Origin of the sequence: Enterobacter sp. P82 (genome assembly GCF_037053385.1) — a bacterium.
Lineage (GTDB): Bacteria > Pseudomonadota > Gammaproteobacteria > Enterobacterales > Enterobacteriaceae > Enterobacter.
Map to the genome: position 1 here is coordinate 286,061 of NZ_JBALHX010000001.1, position 12,837 is coordinate 298,897.

Annotated in this window: 12 protein-coding genes; 9 read left to right on the top strand and 3 right to left on the bottom strand. The window is 57.2% G+C overall.

Translation table 11 applies throughout. From position 1 onward, the window contains the following. Positions 1-71 precede the first annotated feature (71 nt). From menD to menE, 5 genes are read left to right on the top strand one after another with little or no spacing between them, the layout of a single operon-like run. Positions 72-1,742, top strand: a complete 1,671-nt coding sequence (gene menD / locus WB237_RS01335) for a 2-succinyl-5-enolpyruvyl-6-hydroxy-3-cyclohexene-1-carboxylic-acid synthase (protein ID WP_336209576.1) — start codon at positions 72-74, stop codon at positions 1,740-1,742. After that, complete coding sequence (gene menH / locus WB237_RS01340; RefSeq protein ID WP_336209579.1) at positions 1,739-2,515, top strand: 2-succinyl-6-hydroxy-2,4-cyclohexadiene-1-carboxylate synthase; 777 nt, start codon at positions 1,739-1,741, stop codon at positions 2,513-2,515. The genes menD and menH overlap by 4 nt, the downstream gene beginning before the upstream one ends. Beyond that, positions 2,512-3,369 carry a 1,4-dihydroxy-2-naphthoyl-CoA synthase gene (gene menB, locus WB237_RS01345; RefSeq protein ID WP_336209581.1) on the top strand — a complete coding sequence of 286 codons (858 nt, stop codon included), beginning with the start codon at positions 2,512-2,514 and terminating at the stop codon, positions 3,367-3,369. Before menH ends, menB begins: the two co-directional genes overlap by 4 nt. Beyond that, the gene (gene menC, locus WB237_RS01350) at positions 3,369-4,334 is read left to right on the top strand and encodes an o-succinylbenzoate synthase (RefSeq protein ID WP_336209583.1); all 966 of its coding nucleotides are present in this window, start codon (positions 3,369-3,371) and stop codon (positions 4,332-4,334) included. Before menB ends, menC begins: the two co-directional genes overlap by 1 nt. After that, a complete protein-coding gene (gene menE, locus WB237_RS01355; RefSeq protein WP_336209585.1) occupies positions 4,331-5,692 on the top strand; it encodes an o-succinylbenzoate--CoA ligase in 1,362 nt (453 codons plus the stop codon). Before menC ends, menE begins: the two co-directional genes overlap by 4 nt. On the opposite strand, the gene WB237_RS01360 is transcribed toward menE, so the two are convergent. Genes WB237_RS01360 through WB237_RS01370 form a run of 3 tightly spaced genes read right to left on the bottom strand, consistent with a single transcriptional unit; the run spans position 5,693 to position 8,642 of the window. Beyond that, positions 5,693-7,207, bottom strand: coding sequence for a tripartite tricarboxylate transporter permease (locus tag WB237_RS01360; protein ID WP_114977657.1), 1,515 nt, complete (start codon positions 7,205-7,207; stop codon positions 5,693-5,695). It lies immediately after the preceding gene. Positions 7,208-7,218: 11 nt separating this feature from the next. Continuing rightward, positions 7,219-7,650 (bottom strand): tripartite tricarboxylate transporter TctB family protein, encoded by a 432-nt coding sequence (locus WB237_RS01365; protein ID WP_114977658.1) that lies wholly within the window; start codon positions 7,648-7,650, stop codon positions 7,219-7,221. 11 nt (positions 7,651-7,661) lie between these two features. Further along, complete coding sequence (locus tag WB237_RS01370; protein WP_336209586.1) at positions 7,662-8,642, bottom strand: Bug family tripartite tricarboxylate transporter substrate binding protein; 981 nt, start codon at positions 8,640-8,642, stop codon at positions 7,662-7,664. 140 nt (positions 8,643-8,782) lie between these two features. On the opposite strand from WB237_RS01370, the gene tctD reads away from it, so the two are divergent. The 4 genes from tctD to WB237_RS01390 all read left to right on the top strand — a co-directional run bounded on the left by tctD (position 8,783) and on the right by WB237_RS01390 (position 12,814). Then, positions 8,783-9,457 carry a transcriptional regulator TctD gene (gene tctD / locus WB237_RS01375; protein ID WP_336209588.1) on the top strand — a complete coding sequence of 225 codons (675 nt, stop codon included), beginning with the start codon at positions 8,783-8,785 and terminating at the stop codon, positions 9,455-9,457. Then, positions 9,444-10,853: a sensor histidine kinase gene (locus tag WB237_RS01380; protein WP_336209590.1), complete on the top strand. Its 1,410-nt coding sequence runs from the start codon at positions 9,444-9,446 to the stop codon at positions 10,851-10,853. Before tctD ends, WB237_RS01380 begins: the two co-directional genes overlap by 14 nt. A 128-nt stretch (positions 10,854-10,981) precedes the next feature. After that, positions 10,982-11,521: a YfaZ family outer membrane protein gene (locus WB237_RS01385; RefSeq protein WP_114977662.1), complete on the top strand. Its 540-nt coding sequence runs from the start codon at positions 10,982-10,984 to the stop codon at positions 11,519-11,521. Between the two features lie 93 nt (positions 11,522-11,614). Then, complete coding sequence (locus WB237_RS01390; protein ID WP_336209595.1) at positions 11,615-12,814, top strand: nicotinamide mononucleotide deamidase-related protein YfaY; 1,200 nt, start codon at positions 11,615-11,617, stop codon at positions 12,812-12,814. The last annotated feature ends 23 nt before the right edge of the window (positions 12,815-12,837 follow it).

Below are 12,837 nucleotides of genomic sequence, written 5' to 3' on the forward strand. Positions count from 1 at the left end.
CCGATTCATATCAAAATTCCAAATTTTTCTATTATTTATACTGTGTCGTAATCTTGATTCCGGACAATCTCATGTCAGTAAGTTCTTTTAACCGGCGCTGGGCGGCGGTGATCCTTGAAGCCCTGACGCGCCATGGCGTCAGGCACGTGTGTATTGCGCCGGGTTCTCGCTCAACGCCGCTGACGCTGGCGGCCGCTGAAAACCGGGCATTCATTCACCATACCCATTTTGATGAACGCGGTCTTGGCCATCTGGCACTGGGGCTGGCGAAGGTCAGCAAAGAGCCTGTAGCGGTGATTGTCACCTCCGGTACTGCCGTGGCGAACCTCTATCCGGCACTGATTGAAGCCGGTTTAACCGGTGAAAAACTGATCCTGCTGACGGCTGACCGCCCACCTGAGCTTATCGACTGCGGCGCCAATCAGGCTATTCGTCAGCCGGGACTCTTTTCCTCGCACCCTTCGCAGACAATCTCGTTGCCGCGTCCCACGCAGGATATCCCGGCAAGCTGGCTGGTATCCACCGTCGATCACGCCATGGAGACATTGCGCAGTGGGGCGTTGCATATCAACTGCCCGTTTGCCGAACCCTTATACGGCGAACTGGACAACACCGGCCTTGAGTGGCAGCACACCCTTGGTGACTGGTGGGAAAGCGAAAAACCGTGGCTGCGCGAGCAGACGCAGCTTGAGAGTGCAAAACAACGCGACTGGTTCTTCTGGCGGCAAAAACGCGGCGTGGTTATCGCCGGGCGCATGAGCGCTGCTGAAGGCAAATTGGTTGCTGAATGGGCGCAAACACTTGGCTGGCCGCTGATTGGTGACGTGCTCTCTCAGACCGGTCAGCCGCTACCGTGTGCCGATCTCTGGCTGGGAAATGCGAAAGCCGTCACTGAGCTTTCGCAGGCGCAGATTGTTGTCCAGCTTGGTTCAAGTTTAACCGGTAAGCGATTACTGCAATGGCAGGCAACGTGCACCCCGGAAGAATACTGGCTGGTGGATCCGCTGGAAGGACGGCTCGACCCGGCGCACCATCGCGGGCGTCGTCTGGTCAGCAGTATCGACACCTGGCTTACGCTCCATCCGGCGGAAAAACGCAAACCCTGGGCCGTGGCGATCCCGGAGCTTTCGCGTCAGGCGTGGGAGCTCACCAAAGCGCACTGTGAAGCATTGAGTGAAGCCGGGCTGGCGCACCGTATTCGCCAGTATCTGCCTGAGCAGGGGCAACTGTTTGTCGGCAATAGCCTCGTTGTGCGCCTGATTGACGCGTTTTCGAAGCTGCCTGCGGGTTACCCGGTTTACAGCAACCGTGGCGCGAGCGGCATTGATGGGCTGATCTCAACGGCAGCTGGCGTGCAGCGCGCCAGCGCGAAATCGACGCTGGCAATCGTGGGCGATCTCTCCGCACTCTACGATCTCAACGCGCTGGCGCTGCTACGACAGGCGTCGGCCCCGTTTGTGCTGATTGTGGTCAATAACAATGGTGGGCAGATCTTCTCTCTTTTGCCAACGCCGCAAAGCGAGCGTGAACGCTTTTACCTGATGCCGCAGAATGTCCAGTTTGAACATGCCGCGGCGATGTTCAGCCTGAAATACCATCGCCCGGAAAACTGGGAACAGCTTGATATGGCGCTGAGCACCGCCTGGAAACAGCCGGGAGCAACGCTGATTGAGCTGGTGGTGAATGATGCTGACGGCGCGCAGATGCTGCAAAGCCTGCTGGCACAGGTGAGCCAGCTGTGATCCTCTCGGGTGTGCAACAGGCTGGAAAACCAGGTTATCCCTGGCTGGTCTTTTTGCACGGTTTCTCCGGGGATTGCCGTGAGTGGCAGGTCGTTGGCGAGATGCTCAGCAATTATCCCCGGCTGTACCTGGATCTGCCGGGGCACGGTGGATCCGGGAGCATTGGCGTGACGGGGTTCAACGAGATGAGCAATATGCTCACCCGAACCTTACTTAGTTACAACATACTTAACTTCTGGCTTATCGGGTACTCCCTCGGCGGCCGCATTGCGATGTTCCATGCCTGTCAGCAGCCACAGGGGCTGCTGGGGGTGATTGTGGAAGGTGGACATCCGGGTCTGCAGGATGACGAAGAGCGCAACACGCGGCGGGTATCTGATCACCGCTGGGCACAGCGTTTTCGTACTGAACCGCTGGATAAAGTCTTTACTGACTGGTATCAGCAGCCCGTCTTTGCGTCCCTGACGGAGACCCAACGTAAAGTGCTGATTACTTTGCGCAGCCAGAACAACGGCCTGAATCTGGCGATGATGCTGGAGGCGACATCGCTGGCCGTGCAGCCTGATTTGCGTGCCGCGCTCAGCGCCCGCAATTTCCCATTTGAATATTTATATGGTGAACATGATGACAAGTTTGCGGCTCTTGCCGCGGAACTGAACGCCGTTCGCCATGCAATTCCCAACGCCGGACACAACGCCCACCGGGAAAACCCGGGTGCAGTTGCTGCGTGTCTGGCTCAGATACTGCGTCTTCGAATAAAGGACTCTCTATGATCTATCCTGATGAACACATGCTCTATGCTCCGGTTGAATGGCAAGACTGCTCCGAAGGTTATACTGACATTCGTTACCACAAATCCGCAGACGGCATTGCCAAAATCACCATCAACCGTCCACAGGTGCGTAACGCCTTTCGTCCGCTGACCGTGAAAGAGATGATCCAGGCGCTGGCAGATGCGCGCTATGACGACAACATCGGCGTGATTGTTCTGACTGGCGAAGGTGACAAAGCGTTTTGCTCCGGTGGCGATCAGAAAGTGCGCGGTGACTACGGCGGATACCAGGATGATGCGGGTACACACCACCTGAACGTCCTCGATTTCCAGCGTCAGATCCGCACCTGTCCAAAACCGGTGGTGGCGATGGTGGCGGGCTATTCCATCGGTGGCGGTCACGTGCTGCACATGATGTGCGATCTGACGATTGCTGCAGAGAACGCTATTTTCGGCCAGACCGGCCCGAAAGTGGGCTCTTTCGACGGTGGGTGGGGTGCCTCTTACATGGCGCGCATTGTCGGGCAGAAAAAAGCCCGCGAAATCTGGTTCCTGTGCCGTCAGTATAATGCTCAGGAAGCGCTGGATATGGGGCTGGTCAATACTATCGTACCGATTGCCGATCTCGAAAAAGAGACCGTGCGCTGGTGTCGTGAAATGCTGCAAAACAGCCCGATGGCGCTGCGCTGCCTGAAAGCCGCGCTGAACGCCGACTGTGACGGTCAGGCGGGTCTGCAGGAACTGGCGGGCAACGCCACGATGCTGTTCTATATGACCGAAGAAGGTCAGGAAGGGCGCAACGCGTTTAACGAAAAACGCCAGCCAGATTTCAGCAAATACAAACGGAACCCGTAATGCGTCGCGCGCAGGTTTACCGCTGGCAGATACCGATGGACGCGGGTGTGGTACTGCGTGAACGGCGGTTAAAAACCCGTGACGGCTTCTTCGTTCATCTGCAGCAGGGTGAGCGGGAAGGCTGGGGGGAGATTTCACCTCTGCCAGGCTTTAGCCTTGAGTCGCTGGATGACGCGCAGTCTGCATTACTGGCGTGGGCCGGAGAGTGGCGTGATGGGGCAGATCCGGCGTTGCCGGACGTTCCTTCCGCGGCTTTTGGCATTAGCTGTGCGCTGGCGGAACTCGACGGTAGTTTGCCTCAAGAAGCTAATTACCGCGCAGCACCGCTTTGCACCGGCGATCCGGACGAACTGTTCGCCCTGCTTTCCGCCATGCCCGGTGAGAAAGTGGCGAAAATCAAAGTTGGCCTGTACGAAGCGGTGCGAGATGGAATGGTCGCTAACCTCCTGCTGGAAGCGATCCCGGATCTGCATCTGCGTCTGGATGCTAACCGCGCGTGGACGCCACTGAAGGCGCAGCAATTCGCGAAGTACGTTAATCCGGCATACCGCAGTCGCATTGCCTTCCTGGAAGAACCGTGTAAAACCCGCGATGATTCGCGTGCGTTTGCCCGGGAAACGGGGATTGCCATCGCCTGGGATGAAAGCCTGCGCGAAGCGGATTTCGAATTTGTCGCCGAGCCCGGCGTCAGCGCGGTAGTGATTAAACCAACGTTGACTGGCACTCTGGCGAAAGTGCGTGAGCAGGTCGCAGCAGCACATGCGTTGGGGTTGACGGCGGTGATCAGCTCCTCCATAGAATCCAGCCTTGGGCTGACCCAACTGGCACGCATCGCTGCCTGGTTAACGCCAGACACGATCCCGGGTCTCGACACGCTAAACCTGATGCAGGCTCAGCTTATTCGCCAGTGGCCGGACAGTTCGCTGCCGTGCCTCGATATTGAGGCGCTGGAGCCATTGCTATGAGTTTTACCGACTGGCCGTGGCGGCACTGGTGTGCGCAGGCTGCGGATAAGCCGGCGCTGAGGCTGAACGATGAGGTGCTTACCTGGCAACAGCTATGTGCACGTGTCGACCGCTTTGCGGCAGGATTTCAGCAGCAGGGCGTCGGAGAGGGCGACGGTGTGCTGCTGCTTGCCCATAATCATCCGCAAACCTTGATGGCATGGCTGGCACTGCTCCAGTGCGGGGCACGTATTCTTCCCGTTAACCCGCAGTTGCCGCGTCATCTGCTGGAGGTGTTACTTCCGCAGATGACACTGCGCTTTGCGCTGGTGTTGAATGGCACCTACGATGGTCTTCCTGCCCTGAACATGCGCGAGCACGCTGGTGAATATCGTGTTACGTGGCAGCCCACACGACTGGCCTCCATGACGCTGACCTCCGGCTCGACCGGGCTGCCTAAGGCTGCGGTTCATACCTGCGCCGCCCATCTTGCCAGTGCGCGAGGCGTCCTGTCGCTTATACCCTACGGTAATGACGATGACTGGCTACTTTCGCTACCGCTGTTTCATGTTTCCGGTCAGGGAATTTTATGGCGCTGGTTGCTGGCCGGAGCTCGCTTAACCGTTCGCGAAAAGCAGCCGCTTGAGCAGGCACTGCAGGGCTGTACCCACGCTTCTCTGGTACCGACACAGCTCTGGCGTCTGCTTAACACTCAGCAACATATTGCGCTGAAAGCTGTTCTGCTCGGCGGAGCGGCAATTCCTGTTGAAATGACAGAGGAAGCACGAAAACAGGGCGTTCGCACCTTCTGTGGCTATGGCCTGACGGAGTTTGCTTCAACTGTCTGTGCGAAAGAGGCGGACGGCGAGCCGGACGTAGGCAGTGTGCTGCCGGGCAGAGAAGTGCAGGTGGTTGATGGTGAAGTCTGGATCAAAGCGCAAAGCATAGCTTCAGGCTACTGGCGTGACGGGGCGTTGATCCCACTGACGAATGAGCAGGGCTGGTTCGCTACCCGCGATCGCGGTGAATGGCATGATGACCGGCTGACAATTCTGGGGCGTATGGACAACCTCTTTTTTAGCGGTGGAGAAGGGATCCAGCCTGAAAGTCTTGAACGGGTTATCGCCCGTCATCCGCAAATTAACCAGGTGTTTATCGTCCCGCTGGACGATGCTGAGTTTGGGCAGCGCCCGGTGGCAGTGGTGGAGTGCGAACCGGGAACGGATATTACCCATTTCCCGAACTGGGTACAGGACAAACTGGCTCGCTTTGAGCAGCCAGCTCACTGGCTGGTGTTGCCGACAGCGCTAAAAAATGGCGGGATTAAGATCTCCCGCCAGGCGTTGAAACAGTGGGTCACGACGTTGTTAAAAGGGTAATCAGCCGATATCCGACGCAGGTTTACGCTGGCGGCGACGCAGCAGGCGTAATACCGGTGGTACGACAATGACCATGATAGCCATCGCTAACAGGACCTTCGCCACACTGCTGCCCCACAGGATGGACATATTGCCATTACTGATGGACAGGGCGCGGCGCAGGTTCTGCTCCAGCATCTCTCCCAGCACAAAGCCTAAAATCAGCGGCGACATCGGGAAGTGCATTTTACGTAAGATGTAGCCGAATACTCCCAGTACCACCATCAGAATCAGGTCGAAGGTGGTACTGTGTACCGCATACACCCCAACCGCCGAGACGGCCGCAATGGCAGGTACCAGGAACCACAGCGGGATCGTCAGCATGCGGGTGAAGAGCCCAATCAGCGGGATATTCATCACCAGCAACATCACGTTGGCGATCAACAGCGCTGCAATCAGCCCCCAGACGATGTCCGGTTGCTCGGTAAACATGGCCGGCCCCGGAGTGATGTTATAGAGCGTCAGTGCACCCATCATCACCGCCGTGGTACCGGAGCCGGGAACACCGAGCGTCAGCATGGGAATAAACGAGCCGCAGGCCGAAGCGTTATTGGCTGCCTCAGGCGCAGCAACGCCGCGAATATCCCCTTTGCCGAAGCTGTCGCTGTTGCCACTGAGCTTTTTCTCGGTCATGTAGGTAATGGCGCTGGCAATGGTGGCACCGGCCCCCGGCAGAATACCGACAAAGAAGCCAATTACTGAGGAGCGCAGCGTGGTGCCGATACACTGTGCACCTTCTTTGGCACTAAAGAGCATGCGCCCGGTTTTACGCACCAGCGTCTGCCCGCTGCTGGTATGTTCCAGCATCAGTAAGATCTCAGAGACAGAGAACAGACCAATCACGACCACGATAAACTGCACGCCGTCGGACAGGTGAACACTGTCGAAGGTAAAGCGATACACCCCGGTGTTGGCATCCACGCCGACAGTGGCTAACCCTAAGCCAATCAGCGCAGACAAAAATGACTTCAGCGGATTTTGCGCCATCATGCTGCCGAGGCAGGCGATAGCAAACACCATCAGGGCAAAATATTCTGCCGGGCCAAACGCCAGCGACCATTGCGCCAGTGCAGGGGCGAACAGAATGATGCCGCCAATGGCAATCAGCGAGCCAAAGAACGAACTGACCGCAGAGATAGAAAGCGCCACACCACCGCGCCCCTGGCGCGCCATCGGGTAACCATCCAGTGCGGTCATAATCGCCGCAGCATCTCCTGGCACGTTGAGCAATATTGACGAAATACGTCCGCCATATTCGCAGCCAATATAGACCGTCGCCAGCAGGATCAGTGCTGATTCCGCAGGTAGATGAAGGGCAAATGCCAGCGGGAGTAAAATGGCTACACCGTTGATCGGCCCAAGACCAGGAAGCAGGCCGACAATGGTCCCGACGAAGCAGCCGATCAGGGCGATCACCAGGTTTTCCGGGGTCATCGCCACGGCGAACCCCTGTGAGAGATAAATCCAGGTATCCATAGCGTGCTCCGTTAATTAAGCCATGCACCGAGGGGTAACGTCACGTCCAGCAGGCGGTCAAAGGCGTACCACAGTAAAATCCCCATCACGGCACCTGAGATCCCCGCAGCGGGGAGGGTGGCGTTGAACAGCATGCCAATCACCATTGTCAGGATGGCGGTGGCAACCGGGAAACCGAGCCACTCAAATCCCCAGGCATACATCAGCAGCACTATTACCATCACCAGCAGACGTTGAAGAATGCGGCGTGGTGGCCACTCCACCGTATCCGGGTGGCGGAGCAGCAGGGCTACTGAGCAGAGTAGCATCAGGCCGACAATGCCCATTGGGAAAGGACGTGGCCCCACGGGTTCATAACTGTATTCGCTGTGGATCTGCCAGGCGACGAACAGTCCGCCAATGCAGAGCAGCAGCCATATTCCGGCAAAAATACGATCGCTCATATCCCCTCCGGTTATTTGGCCAGGCCAAAGGCTTTAGCCTGTTCGCGATAGTCATTGACCTGTTTTTTGACATACTCGTCCAGCGGTTTACCTGTCAGGTTGAACTCAAACAGTCCGCGCAGATCGCGCTGTTTTTTAAACTCTTCGGTCTGCTGGAGTTTGTTGAAGCTTTCGACCCACCACTGATATTCCGCATCGGTCACTTTTGGCCCGACGAAGAATCCACGGATAATCGGCCAGACCAGGTTATAACCCTGTTCTTTGGCGGTTGGGACGTTCGCCAGCTGCCCCGGCAGACGGTTTTCGGAGAAGACCGCCAGCACGCGGATTTTATCCCCGCTCAGGTACGGCACCATTTCGCTGAGATCGCCGGAAACCGCCTGAACGTGATTCCCCATCAGCGCCGTGACCGGCTCACCGCCACCTTCAAAGGCCACGTAGCGCATCTTGTGCGGATCCACTTTGGCCTGCTGCGCCAGCAGAGCGGCTTTCATCCAGTCCTGACTGCCAATAGACGCACCTGCGCCAATTACCACGCTGTTTGGGTCTTTTTCCATGGCGGTCAGCAGATCTTTCAGGGATTTCCACGGGGAATCCGCGCGCACGGCAATCATGCCGTAGTCGGTACCGACGGTGGCCAGCCAGCGCACATCATCCACGCCGTAGCGGCCAAATTTGCCCTGAGACAAATTCAGCAGTGAGCCACCGGAGAAGGCCACCACCGTGCCCGCTTCCGCAGGACGTTGCGCCACGATGGCGTTGTAAGCCACAGCGCCCACACCACCAGGCATGTAGGTCACGCGCATCGGTTTCTCGATGGTCTTTGTTTCCAGCAGACTGACCTGAATCAGTTTACAGGTGAGATCAAAGCCGCCGCCCGGCTTGGCCGGTGCGATGCACTCGGTGCGGGATGGCGCATCCTGCGCCTGAACGACAGAGGCACTCATCATCAATACGCTTACAGCAAGGGTCGAAAGTAATTGTTTTTTCATTGTTTATCCTCACGCCGGGGTACGGGTATCGGTTTTTTTCTGATTATGTGAACCACCTTGTAGCGGTTCCGTTGCGTGATTGTTAAAACAATAACCTTTCATTTCCCTTTCAATGGGACACCAACTTTACAGGATGTGACATGCGTCTCTTACTGGCGGAAGATAACCGTGAGCTGGCTCACTGGCTGGAGAAGGCGCTGGTGCAGGAAGGTTTTGCCGTGGACTGCGTCTCCGACGGGCGTGCCGCCGACCATCTGCTGCAGGGTGAAAACTACGCGGTTGCTATTCTGGATATCGGCATGCCCGGCTTTGACGGTCTCGAAGTGGTCCAACGCCTCAGAAAGCGGGGACAGACGCTTCCGGTTCTGTTCCTCACCGCGCGCAGCAATGTGGCGGACCGGGTAAAGGGCCTGAACGCCGGGGCGGATGACTATCTGCCAAAACCGTTTGAGCTGGAGGAGCTTGATGCTCGACTACGCGCTCTGCTGCGCAGAAGCGAGGGGCGCACCCAGGAGCGTCAGCGTCTGGGGGAGCTGGAGTATGACGATGAGGGCTTTTTTCTGCTGCGCGATGAGCCGCTTTCGCTCACTCCGCGTGAACTTTCGCTGCTGAAGGTGCTAATGCTTCGCCGAACCCGTCCTGTCTCACGGCAGCAGCTTTTCGACCAGGTGTTCAGCCTGAACGATGATGTCAGTCCGGAGAGCATCGATCTCTACATCCATCGCCTGCGCAAAAAGCTGAGCGGCAGCGGCGTGCGGGTAACGACCCTGCGGGGACTCGGTTATGTGCTGGAGTGCGGTGATGAAGTGGGCTAAACCGCAGTCGCTTTACCTGCAACTCTTGCTTTTTCTCGGTCTGCCACTGCTGTTGCTGTGGGGGCTCTCAGCCTTTAACAGCTATGTCAGCGCATTGCAGGCGGCTACGCAGGCTTACGACCGCACGCTGTTGTCCTCTGCCCGCACCATATCGGAACGGCTGGTCGTTCATGACGGTAAGCTGGGAGTAAATGTGCCCTGGGTGGTTCTCGACAGCTTTGAACTCAATATGAACGATCGGCTCTACTATAAAGTGGTCGACCCTGACGGACGGGTGATCTCCGGTTATGACGATCTACCGAAGATGCCGCCAGCGACATCACGTACCACGCTCTACCCGGCACTGGCATGGTTTTACCATACTGAATATCGTGGGCAGGCGATTCGGGTGGCGCGTCTGCTGCAGCCCGTCAATGAAGGTAATATCATGGGTATGGCCGAGATTTACGTCGCGGAGACGCTCCAGTCCCGTCGTTATCTTGCCAGCCAGTTGCTTTTTTCATCATGGGTTTCCCAGGGGCTGCTGGTGCTGCTGACCCTGGTGCTAACCGCGTGGATGTTGCGTCGCGTACTGCGCCCGATGCGCCAGCTTTCGTCGCTGATGGTACGCCGTGAGCCGGGCTTGCTCACGCCGCTACCAGAATTATTACCCTGGTCTGAGACCCGGCTGTTGATCGTGGCCTTTAACCGCTATATCGACAGGCTGCGCGGTGTGCTTTCGCGTCAGGAACGCTTCAATGCGGATGCTTCGCATCAGCTCAAAACTCCGTTGGCGGTACTCAAAACCCAGGCCTCTGTCGCCTTGACTCGCCAGGATCCTGCGCTGTGGCAGGAGAGTCTGCGGGCGATGAATGCGACTCTGGATGACACTATTGTGCTCACAGAGCGGTTGTTACAACTTTCGGCGGTGAAACGTAAAGAGCAGGGGGAGCGTCATTTTACGCCTGTGGATTTGGTGCAGGTGGTACAAAGTTGCTGTTTCTCACGGCTGGCCCAGGCGCGCAGCAAGGCGATCGATCTGGGTTATGAGGGTGTACAACAGGCGGTAATGGTTGAAGGCGATGAGGTTCTGCTGGGAGAACTGTGTGCCAACCTGCTGGAGAACGCGATTAAATATACTCCGCCGGGAGGGATGGTGACCGTTTCCCTGCGAATAGATGCGGGCACCGTTGAGCTGAGCGTGGAAGACAGTGGTCCCGGTATTGAGGAGGATCAGATCCACCAGGCGATGCTGCCGTTCCATCGGCTGGATAATGTCGGAGAGGCTGCCGGGTCCGGGATCGGTCTGGCGCTGGTGAGCGATATCGCCCGGCTGCACCGCAGCCCTCTTCAACTAACCCGCAGCGAAACATTAGGCGGATTGAGCGTAAAAATGCGCTTTCCGCTGCTCACGTAAAAAAAACCGCGGTATCAATTCGTTACAATCTACCTGTCCGCCGCACGCAGAGTGCTTGATCCCCGGGAGACTCCGGTTAAAATCTCGCGTTTTTGGGACTTCTCTATAAATTGTGCGGGATCACGACAATGAAAAAAGTGGCATTACTGGGCTTCGGCCTGATGGTTGTTTCTGCGGCGGCAAACGCCATTAGCATTAATGGTTCAGCGGGTGAGGATTACACCCACCTGGGCTTTGGCGTAGGCACCGAGACGTCCGGTCTGGCAATGACCGGTGGCTGGACGCATAACGATGACGACGGCGACGCAGCCAGCCTTGGCCTGGGTCTGAACATTCCTCTTGGTCCATTCCTGGCCACGGTCGGCGGTAAAGGTATTTATACCAACCCGAACGACGGTGATGAAGGCTATGCGGCGGCAGTGGGTGGCGGTCTGCAGTGGAAAATTGGCGACAGCTTCGGTCTGTTTGGTGAGTATTACTATTCCCCGGACTCGCTCTCCAGCGGTATTGAAAGCTATGAAGAAGCCAACGCCGGTGCGCGCTGGACCATTATGCGTCCAATTACCATCGAAGCAGGCTATCGCTATCTGAACCTGGCTGGTAAAGACGGCAACCGCGACAACGCGCTGGCCGACGGCCCGTACGTGGGCGTCAGCGCAGGTTTCTAATCACTCCGGCGCGGCATTCTGTCGCGCCAGTTTCTCTCTGCTCCATCCCGCGTTTGCGTTATAGTGTTTTGACTATTTAAGCGGGAGAACATAATGATTAACGTGGAGATGTTATCCACCGGCGACGAAGTGCTGCATGGACAGATTATCGACACCAATGCTGCCTGGCTTGCCGATCTTTTCTTTGAGCAAGGATTACCGTTAACGCGACGCAACACGGTGGGCGACAATCTTGAGTCACTGGTCAATATCCTGCGCGAGCGCAGCGAACAGTGTGACGTGTTGATTGTGAATGGCGGACTTGGCCCCACCAGTGACGATCTCAGCGCACTGGCCGCTGCCACAGCAAAAGGTGAAGGGCTGGTATTACATGAGGCGTGGTTGGCGCAGATGGAACGCTTTTTCTCCGAACGCGGCCGTGTCATGGCACCCAGCAACCGCAAACAAGCTGAAATTCCCGCCAGCGCTGAGTTGGTTGATAACCCGGTCGGTACCGCATGTGGATTTGCCATGCAACTGAACCGCTGTCTGATGTTCTTCACGCCAGGTGTACCCTCAGAATTTAAAGTGATGGTTGAGCAGCAGATCCTGCCGCGCCTTCGCGATCGTTTTACCCTGCCGGAACCGCCGCTTTGCCTGCGTCTGACGACTTTTGGCCGCTCTGAAAGCGATCTGGCCCAGAGTCTTGATCACCTGCAACTGCCGCCAGACGTATCAATGGGGTATCGGTCCTCCATGCCGATCATTGAACTCAAGCTGACGGGGCCTGCAGAGCAGAAAGCGGCGATGTTGGCACTCTGGCCTGAGGTGCAGCGTGTGGCGGGTGAAAGCTTGATCTTTGAAGGGACGGAAGGGTTGCCCGCGCAGATTGCGAAGCAGTTGCAGTCTCGTCAACTGAGCGTGACCTTAAGCGAGCAGTTCACCGGCGGCCTGCTGGCGCTGCAGTTATCGCGCGTCAATGCGCCGTTGCTGGCCAGCGAAGTGGTGCCGTTCCAGCAAGAAACACTGGCGCAGACCGCCCGTTGGGCTTCTGAGCGTAGGGTGAAACATTTTGCCGGGCTGGCGCTGTTTGTCGGTGGGCTGGATGAGGAATACCTTAACTTTGCGCTGGCGACACCGGAAGGCACGTATGCCCTGAGGGTAAAAATGAGTATCACCCGCCACAGCCTGGCGATACGGCAGGAAGTTTGCGCCATGATGGCGCTGAACATGCTGCGCCGCTGGTTGAATGGCAAAGAGGTAGCCAGCGAGCACGGCTGGATAAACGTTGTCGAGTCGCTGTTCGTTGAGTAAAACGTTGGCCGGGGCTTCTCGCC

Coding starts and splice junctions, on each gene's coding strand:
- menC (WP_336209583.1), top strand. CDS start 3,369: ATGCGTCGCGCGCAGGTTTACCGCTGGCAGATACCGATGGACGCGGGT.
- menE (WP_336209585.1), top strand. CDS start 4,331: ATGAGTTTTACCGACTGGCCGTGGCGGCACTGGTGTGCGCAGGCTGCG.
- tctD (WP_336209588.1), top strand. CDS start 8,783: ATGCGTCTCTTACTGGCGGAAGATAACCGTGAGCTGGCTCACTGGCTG.
- WB237_RS01390 (WP_336209595.1), top strand. CDS start 11,615: ATGATTAACGTGGAGATGTTATCCACCGGCGACGAAGTGCTGCATGGA.
- WB237_RS01370 (WP_336209586.1), bottom strand. CDS start 8,642: ATGAAAAAACAATTACTTTCGACCCTTGCTGTAAGCGTATTGATGATG.
- WB237_RS01365 (WP_114977658.1), bottom strand. CDS start 7,650: ATGAGCGATCGTATTTTTGCCGGAATATGGCTGCTGCTCTGCATTGGC.
- WB237_RS01360 (WP_114977657.1), bottom strand. CDS start 7,207: ATGGATACCTGGATTTATCTCTCACAGGGGTTCGCCGTGGCGATGACC.
- menB (WP_336209581.1), top strand. CDS start 2,512: ATGATCTATCCTGATGAACACATGCTCTATGCTCCGGTTGAATGGCAA.
- menD (WP_336209576.1), top strand. CDS start 72: ATGTCAGTAAGTTCTTTTAACCGGCGCTGGGCGGCGGTGATCCTTGAA.
- WB237_RS01380 (WP_336209590.1), top strand. CDS start 9,444: ATGAAGTGGGCTAAACCGCAGTCGCTTTACCTGCAACTCTTGCTTTTT.
- WB237_RS01385 (WP_114977662.1), top strand. CDS start 10,982: ATGAAAAAAGTGGCATTACTGGGCTTCGGCCTGATGGTTGTTTCTGCG.